At 37.6% G+C, this 4,056-nt stretch carries 7 protein-coding genes; all 7 read left to right on the forward strand.

Going from position 1 to position 4,056, the window contains the following annotated elements:
* Nucleotides 1-83 precede the first annotated feature (83 nt).
* On the forward strand, nucleotides 84-374 hold the full coding sequence (locus K5G00_RS28855; protein WP_238769979.1) for a hypothetical protein: 291 nt from the start codon (nucleotides 84-86) through the stop codon (nucleotides 372-374).
* A gap of 273 nt (nucleotides 375-647) precedes the next feature.
* Nucleotides 648-1,718 carry an NAD(P)H-dependent flavin oxidoreductase gene (locus K5G00_RS28860; protein WP_238769981.1) on the forward strand — a complete coding sequence of 357 codons (1,071 nt, stop codon included), beginning with the start codon at nucleotides 648-650 and terminating at the stop codon, nucleotides 1,716-1,718.
* A gap of 112 nt (nucleotides 1,719-1,830) precedes the next feature.
* Nucleotides 1,831-2,949: a DEAD/DEAH box helicase gene (locus K5G00_RS28865; protein ID WP_238769983.1), complete on the forward strand. Its 1,119-nt coding sequence runs from the start codon at nucleotides 1,831-1,833 to the stop codon at nucleotides 2,947-2,949.
* The gene (locus K5G00_RS28870) at nucleotides 2,949-3,170 is read left to right on the forward strand and encodes a cold-shock protein (RefSeq protein WP_238769985.1); all 222 of its coding nucleotides are present in this window, start codon (nucleotides 2,949-2,951) and stop codon (nucleotides 3,168-3,170) included. Before K5G00_RS28865 ends, K5G00_RS28870 begins: the two co-directional genes overlap by 1 nt.
* A gap of 31 nt (nucleotides 3,171-3,201) precedes the next feature.
* Nucleotides 3,202-3,507, forward strand: a complete 306-nt coding sequence (locus tag K5G00_RS28875) for an RNA recognition motif domain-containing protein (protein ID WP_238769987.1) — start codon at nucleotides 3,202-3,204, stop codon at nucleotides 3,505-3,507.
* Nucleotides 3,508-3,524: 17 nt separating this feature from the next.
* Nucleotides 3,525-3,716, forward strand: coding sequence for a cold-shock protein (locus tag K5G00_RS28880; protein ID WP_238769989.1), 192 nt, complete (start codon nucleotides 3,525-3,527; stop codon nucleotides 3,714-3,716).
* Nucleotides 3,717-3,818: 102 nt separating this feature from the next.
* A partial coding sequence (locus K5G00_RS28885) for a hypothetical protein (protein WP_238769991.1) occupies nucleotides 3,819-4,056 on the forward strand: 238 nt, incomplete at its 3' end.

Raw genomic sequence — 4,056 nt, forward strand, 5'->3', positions numbered from 1 at the left:
TTAATTTTACAGAACCAGAGAACAACTAATCCTCAACAGAAAAGTCAACAATATAAACCAGATAAAAAACGAGGATTCAGGTTATGAGAAAAAATCTATCACAACAAAAGTTGCTGGAAATTTTAGTCGCTGAGATTGAAATGCTTCAGCAAACCACAAAAAACATTAAAGAAGTTGCCCCTGAAATTGCCAGACAACTACATGAACTGAGAACTGCGAAAATGAAGGTTGATTTGAACACGGATAAGTTGGAAGAACTTCTTGAGAATCATAAGCAGGAATTAAAAAAAAGTGTGGCTATTCCAAGGTGGTTTTTGATAATAATTGCAACAGTAATATTCTGGTTAATCATTGAAAATATTTTCAAGTTATAATTTCTTTTATTAGTTTTAATATAATCTGTTGGAACAAAAGAAATATCTTCATGTATCACAAGATATCAATATTATTTCATACCTTCGCAGCCTTGACAATCAGGTTTTTTATTGAAATCGTCTAAAGCAATGCTTCGTTTCGCTTTTTTCAGCGAACCTTCCCATCGTCAATTCGACATCAAAATCAACTTACTTGTTTAGATTAACAAGTCGCGAAGTGTGCTTCACAATGTTCGTGACACACTTGTATTATATATGATAAAATCATTTTTCTTGGGAGATAAAAAAATTCGGCTCCCTGTTATTCAGGGGGGAATGGGTGTAGGTATCTCTCTATCGGGACTGGCTTCAGCAGTTGCTAACGAAGGTGGAATTGGCGTAATATCAAGCGCCGGCTTGGGATTGCTATACAAACAATCACCTGCTGACTATTTAAAAGATAGTATTTTGGGTTTAAAAGAAGAAATACGAAAAGCACGTGAATTAAGCAAAGGTATTATCGGTGTAAATATAATGGTTGCCTTATCGAATTTTACAGATATGGTACGAACCTCCATTGCAGAAAAAGCAGATGTAATATTCTCGGGAGCAGGTTTACCGCTAGACTTACCTTCCTATCTGACCGAAGGAAGCAAGACGTTACTCGTTCCGATTGTTTCGTCAGCCCGTGCGGCAAAAGTTATCTGTCAGAAATGGCAAACAAACTACGACTATCTTCCCGATGCGTTTGTTGTAGAAGGTCCTAAAGCAGGAGGACATCTTGGGTTTAAAAGAGAACAGATTGAAGACGAAAACTACGCACTCGAAAAATTGATTCCTGAGGTTGTATCAGTTACGTCAGCCTACAATCACAAGAAAGTAATTCCTGTTATTGCAGCAGGAGGAATCACAACAGGCGAGGATGTATTGCGTATCATGAAACTTGGAGCTGCCGGGGTGCAAATAGGCAGTTTGTTTGTTCCTACACAAGAGTGCGATGCGTCGCAATTATTCAAACAATCCTATGTAAGCTCATCGCAGAAAGATACAATGATTATCCAAAGTCCGGTAGGAATGCCCGGTCGCGCCCTGGATGGTAATTTTATCCGAAGTGTAAACGAAGGCAAAGAACGCCCAAAGAAATGCCCGTTTCAGTGCATAAAAACATGCGATTATACAAAAAGTCCTTATTGCATTATTATGGCCCTTTATAACGCAGCAAAAGGAAATATGAACAAAGGCTATGCATTTGCAGGAGCCAACGCTTACCTGGCAGAAAAGATCAGCAGTGTTAAGGAAGTGGTGCAACGACTTAAAGATGAATTTGCTGATGCGCAAAAAAGATTATCAGCAAAGGAAATATAACTTTATTGCTATATAATAATCTTAACGGGATTACTATTATAGATACCCCGCATACTTCTTCATTAGAATTATTAATTGATAAAAATGCTGTAGTAAAATAGCAAATTAAAGTATGACATTTAAAGAATTAAATATTTCAGAGCCGATATTAAAAGCTCTGGCAAATAAAAAATATGAAAATCCTACTCCAATCCAGGAGAAGGCCATTCCCACTGCCCTAAAGGGTAGCGACCTGCTTGGAATTGCTCAAACAGGTACTGGAAAAACAGCAGCTTTTGCAATTCCGATTATACAACAGTTGGAAGAAGCCCCGTTTAGCGGGCGAAGAAGAGAGATAAAAGCACTGATATTGACTCCGACCAGAGAGTTGGCGATACAAATTGGAGAAAGCTTTTGGGAATACTCCCAATACACAAATCTTCGGCAGGCGGTTATTTTTGGAGGGGTAAACCAAAAACTACAGGTAGAAAGACTAAAACGCGGAGTTGATATTTTGGTAGCTACCCCCGGACGGCTACTCGACCTGATCAACCAAAAGCACATTTCGCTCGATCATATCCGGCATTTTGTGTTGGATGAAGCCGACCGTATGCTTGACATGGGATTTATACATGATATAAAACGTTTGTTACCCATGTTGCCCAAACAGAAACAAACGCTGTTTTTTTCGGCCACAATGTCGTCGGTAATCAGCAAATTTTCGAGATCGATTTTGAAAAATCCAGTAACAGTGCGAATTGTTCCGGAATCTTCTGCCTCGGACATGATTGAGCAACATTTGTATTATGTGGAAAGACAGAAAAAGAACCAACTTTTGATTTCGCTGTTAAAACAGGATTTAAACAAGTCAGTTTTGATTTTTTCGCGCACCAAGCACGGTGCCGACAAAATTGCAAGAGTACTGAACAACAACTGGATTGGATGTGAATCCATACATGGAAATAAATCGCAGGTTGCGCGACAAAAAGCATTATCGAATTTTAAATTAGGACGAACACGCGTGATGGTTGCAACTGATATCGCTGCCCGTGGGATTGACATTGCTAACCTGGAACTCGTAATTAACTACGATTTGCCTGATGTGGCAGAAACATATGTACATAGAATTGGACGTACAGGGCGAGCAGGACAACATGGAACAGCACTTTCATTCTATTCTCAGGACGAACATATAATGGTTCGGAATATACAACGACTAACCGGGAAAAAATTAAACCCGGTATTGGCTTAATGAAAAATATAATAAAGAAGATGGTAACGTTGAAAGGTCGCGTAGAGAATTTTAATAAAGACAAAAATTACGGATTTATTAAAGACTCCATCAGTGGTGAAAAATACTTCTTTCATGTTACCGATGCTTTTCCAGAAATAAACGAAGGAATCATCGTTTATTTTGAACTGGATAGTGGAGATCGGGGTACGATTGCTATAACAATCAGACCGGTTCAATAATAGATTATTATTCACATTTAAATAAAATAAAATGAATATTTATGTTTCAAATTTAAGTTACAACACAACAAGTGAAAGCTTAAAAGAATTATTTGCGGAATCTGGAGAAGTAACATCCGCAAACGTTATTATGGACAAATACACCGGGAGTTCCCGTGGTTTTGGTTTCGTTGAAATGCCTGATGAAACTGAGGGACAAAAGGCCATTGAAGAATTGAACGATACCGAGTTTGAAGGTAAAACGATTGTTGTAAATGTTGCCCGTCCCAGAACCGATAGAAACAGTGGCGGTCAGAACAATCGAGGTGGCGGAGGCTTTAATAGAAGACGTTATTAATATTTTAAAAGAATAACATGAATAAAGGAACAATAAAGTTTTTTAATGAAACAAAAGGCTTTGGTTTTATCAAAGATGCAAATTCTGAAAAAGAGTATTTTGTCCATTCATCAGGACTGATAGATTTTGTAAAGGAAACTGATGAAGTAAACTTTGAGTTGCAACAGGGGCAAAGAGGTTTAAATGCCGTAAATGTTAAACGTGTTTAATTCGTTAAAACACATAGATTCAAATCCCGTGCTAAGCGGGATTTTTTTGTCTTCTTCAACTGTTTTGAGGTTGAATTAATGACAAATTTTGATCCCTTTTGAGTGGGAATACATGCTTGCACGTCAACCCGTTTTATGTCATATATCGATTTAAAAATAAATGAATTCAAAAACTATTACGATTCCAATCTGGAACTTTATAATTCGGCGTTGGCATTATTCACAAAGCTAATTGAACCAATTGTAAACGTTGAATATGTTTCCGGTCGGATAAAAGATTACGATGAATGCCTTAGCAAATTTGAGCGGAAGTATTTACCAGGAATCGAAACTTCGAACA

This window comes from Maribellus maritimus, from assembly GCF_022267315.1.
GTDB lineage: Bacteria > Bacteroidota > Bacteroidia > Bacteroidales > Prolixibacteraceae > Draconibacterium > Draconibacterium maritimum.